This is a genomic window from Achromobacter sp. (assembly GCF_049647645.1).
Taxonomy (GTDB): domain Bacteria; phylum Pseudomonadota; class Gammaproteobacteria; order Burkholderiales; family Burkholderiaceae_B; genus Achromobacter.
In genome coordinates this window covers 1-3,762 of sequence record NZ_JBARYB010000225.1, presented here as the reverse complement: position 1 = coordinate 3,762, position 3,762 = coordinate 1, and the positions used below count along the sequence as shown (strand labels likewise).

Here is a 3,762-nt window from a genome sequence, read left to right as displayed (position 1 = left end):
GTGCAGGACGGACTGCGCGCGGCAGCCGCGCTGGGCTATACCCATGCCCTGCAGGTGGACGCGGACGGCCAGCACGCCCTGGTCGACGCGGCCGCCTTCGCGGCAGTCTCCCGCGCCCAGCCCCACGCCCTGGTCTGCGGCGCGCCTGTCTATGGCGACGACGTGCCGCGCAGCCGTCTCTACGGCCGCTGGCTGACGCGCGTGTGGGTCTGGATCAATACGCTCTCACTCGATATCCCCGACGCCATGTGCGGCTTCCGCGTCTACCCGCTGGCCCGGGTGCTGCCCGTGATCGACGGCGCGCAAGTGGGCCGGCGCATGGACTTCGACATCGCCGTCCTGGTGCGGCTGCATTGGCGCGGCGTGGCGATGGTGTGGCTGCCGACGCGCGTGGCCTACCCGGAAGGCGGCATCTCCCACTTCAAGGGCCTGCGCGACAACCTGCTGATCAGCCGCATGCACGCGCGCCTCTTCTTCGGCATGCTGGCTCGCTCGCCCGCCCTGCTGTGGCGGCGGCTTGCCGCAGGCCCGCGCCCATGAGCGCCGCCGATCAGCATTGGGCCGGCCAGCCCGAGCGCGGCAGCGCCGTGCTGATGCGCCTGACCGCCTGGGCGGCGCGCACCCTGGGACGCCGCCTCGTGGCGCCGGTGGTCTGGATGGTCGTGCTGTATTTCTATGTCTCCGGCGGCCGCGCCCGGCGCTCGATCGCAGCCTACCAGCGCCGGCTGGCGCAATCCGGGGCGCTGGCCGAACCGCTGCCGCGCCGCATGCCCGTCTACCGCCAGTACCTCGCGTTCGCCAACGCCATCCTGGACAAGCTGGACGTCTGGCAGGGCAAGATCACCATGGCCAACCTGGACATCTCCGATCCCGACGGCCTGCACGCGCAGATGGGCAGGAACCGCGGCCAGATCCTGGTCGGCTCGCACCTGGGCAATATCGAGGTCTGCCGCGCGCTGGCGGAACAAAGCGGCACCTTGCATCTCAACGTGCTGGTCCACGACAAACACGCGGCCCATTTCAGCCGCCTGCTGCATGACGCCGGCGGCGGGCTGCGCATGATCCAGGTCAGCGAGCTGGATGCTCCCGCCATGCTGGACCTGGCGCAGCGCCTGGACCGCGGCGAATGGCTGGCCATCGCCGGCGACCGCGTGCCGCTGCAGGGCGACCGCTGCGCGCCCGTGGATTTCCTGGGCGCCACCGCCCTGCTCCCGCAAGGTCCCTGGCTGCTGGCCGGGCTGCTGCGCTGCCCCGTCAACCTGCTGTTCTGCACGCGCCACGGCGCGCGCTACCGCGTGGCGATGGAACGCCTGTCCGACGGCATCGAATGGACGCGCGCCACGCGCCAGGCCCGGATCGCCGAGCTGGCCCAGCGCTATGCCGACCGACTTGCCGCGCACTGCCGCCTGGCGCCGCTGCAATGGTTCAACTTTTATCCTTTCTGGAAAGACGATGCGTAAACGGGGCGTCATCGGCGCTGAAGTCGAAATCCGCGTGCCCTTCTTCGACGTCGATTCGCTCCACGTCGTCTGGCACGGCCACTATGTGAAGTACCTGGAACAGGCCCGCTGCGAACTGCTGGACCGGCTGGGGCACAACTACGACGCCATGCGCGCCAGCGGCTACGCCTGGCCGGTGATCGACCTGCATCTGCGCTATGCGCAGCCCGCGCAGTTCGGCCAGCGCCTGCTGGTGCGCGCCGAACTGGTGGAATGGGAACACCGCCTGAAAATCAACTACCTGATCCTGGACGCCGCCAGCGGCCAGCGCCTGACGCGGGCCACGTCCGAACAGGTGGCGGTCTGCATCCAGACCCGCGAAATGCAGCTGGCCTCGCCCGCCGCGCTGGTCGACGCCGTGCAGCGCAAGCTGCAATCGATGGAGACGCCGGCATGAAGCGCCGCCTGGTTTTCATGCGCCGCCTGTGCGCCCTGCTGGCCCTGTCGCTGCTGCCCTTTGCCGCCAGCGCCTTCGACCTGGCCGACCTGCAGCGGCAGCTGAGCGCCACGCCCGTGGTGCGCGGCCACTTCGTGCAGCAGAAGTTCCTGCGCTCGCTGCCGCAGCCGCTGACCAGCCGAGGCGACTTCACCCTGGCGGCGGGCAAGGGCCTGCTGTGGCTGCTGCGCACGCCGATCGCGCAGGACCTGCGCATCAACGCCAACGGCATCTTCCGGCGCGATGAAGCCGGCAAATGGCAGGCGTTGCCGCAGCATTCCGGCGCCGGCCGCGAGAACCGGCTGTTCCTGTCGGTGCTGGCGGGAGACACCGCCGGACTGCGCGAGAACTTCGACCTGACGCTCACCGGCCAGGCGGATGCATGGCAGTTGCTGCTGACGCCGCGCTCGGTCCTGCTGCGCCAGATCTTCGACAACATCCAGATCAACGGCGGCGCGCTGGTGGACCGCATCGAACTGCGCGAGACGCAGGGCGACCGCAGCGTGCTGCAGATGACGGATGCGCAAGCCGCGCAGGCCCTGAGCGCCGAGGAGCAACGTGCGTTCGCCGATTGAGCGCTGGCTGCCGCGGCTGTTCAAGCTGGGGCTGCTGCTGATTCTTTGCGCCGGCGCCTGGCAAAGCCGCCACGGCTGGCCGGTGTCGGCCAACCTGATGGAGCTGGTGCCGCAAGCCGGCGCCGACGCCACCCGTCAGCTGGCCGAGGCCCGCATCCAGGAACCCTTGTCGCGCCAGCTGATCGCGCTGGTCGCCGCGGATTCCGGCGCGGACTCCGTCACGCCCGCGCGCCTGCTGGCGCAGCGCTGGACGGACAGCGGCCTGTACTCCTCCGTGCAGGTGGAACTACGGGTCGATGTGGCCGCGCTGCGCGCGCAATTGCTATCGGGCCGTCTGGCCATGTTGCCCGCGGCGGACCGGCGCCAGCTTGAGACCGACCCTGCCGCCTACGCCCAACGCCGCGCACGCGAACTGTCGGACCCGTTTTCGTCCTCCGGCCTGGTGCCGGTGGACCAGGACTGGCTGGGCCTCACGCGCCGCGCCGAACAGGCGCTGCGCCCGGGCGGCGCCGTGCAGTACGACATGGGCACGGGCACGCTGCAAGCCGAACACGCCGGCAGGCGCTGGGTGCTGGTGCGCGCCGAAACCCGCGGCGACGCCTTCGACGCCGCAGCCCCCCAGCAGATCGCCGCCCAACTCGAACTGGACCGCCAGGCCCTGAGCGCGGCCGGCGCCGAACTGCTGGTGGCGGGCGGTCCCTTGTACGCGGCCGCGGGCCGGGCGCAAGCGGTGGCGGAAAGCAGCTGGATCGGCACTGGCGCCACCATCGGCATCGTGCTGGTCCTGCTCCTGGCGTTGCGGCGCGTGCGCGCGCTGCTGGCCTTCGTGCCAGTCGCGGTCGGACTGTTGACGGGCGCGGTGGCCTGCGTGGCCGTGTTCGGCTCCATCCACGTCCTGACCCTGGTGATCGGCGCCAGCCTGATCGGCGTGGCGGTGGACTTTCCCATGCACTGGCTGGGCAAGAGCTACGGCATGGCCGACTGGCAAGCCTGGCCCGCGCTGCGGCGGGTCCTGCCCGGGCTCACCATCAGCCTCGCCGCCAGCCTGGTCGGCTACGTCGCGCTGGCGTTCACGCCGTTTCCGGCGCTGACGCAGACCGCGGTGTTCTCGGCCGCCGGTCTCCTGGGCGCTTATGCCTGCACCGTGTGCCAGTTGCCGGCCTGGATGGACGGCTGGCGGCCCCGCCCCTGGCCGCCGCTTCTACGCTTTGCCGAGGCCGCGCTGCGCGCGCGCGAACGCGTGGCCGGACGC

Annotated in this window: 4 protein-coding genes and 1 pseudogene; all 5 read left to right on the top strand. The window is 71.0% G+C overall.

From position 1 onward, the window contains the following. A partial coding sequence (locus WBB14_RS26560; RefSeq protein ID WP_424242407.1) for a glycosyltransferase family 2 protein occupies positions 1–540 on the top strand: 540 nt, incomplete at its 5' end. Further along, entirely contained in the window at positions 537–1,460 is a 924-nt protein-coding gene (locus tag WBB14_RS26555) for a glycosyl transferase (RefSeq protein ID WP_424242406.1), read from the top strand. The genes WBB14_RS26560 and WBB14_RS26555, both read left to right, overlap by 4 nt. Next, the gene (locus WBB14_RS26550; RefSeq protein WP_424242405.1) at positions 1,453–1,896 is read left to right on the top strand and encodes an acyl-CoA thioesterase; all 444 of its coding nucleotides are present in this window, start codon (positions 1,453–1,455) and stop codon (positions 1,894–1,896) included. Before WBB14_RS26555 ends, WBB14_RS26550 begins: the two co-directional genes overlap by 8 nt. After that, the gene (locus WBB14_RS26545) at positions 1,893–2,510 is read left to right on the top strand and encodes an outer membrane lipoprotein carrier protein LolA (protein ID WP_424242404.1); all 618 of its coding nucleotides are present in this window, start codon (positions 1,893–1,895) and stop codon (positions 2,508–2,510) included. Before WBB14_RS26550 ends, WBB14_RS26545 begins: the two co-directional genes overlap by 4 nt. Beyond that, positions 2,494–3,762 (top strand): annotated as a pseudogene (locus WBB14_RS26540) (hypothetical protein); the annotation flags it as partial. The gene WBB14_RS26545 and the pseudogene WBB14_RS26540, both read left to right, overlap by 17 nt.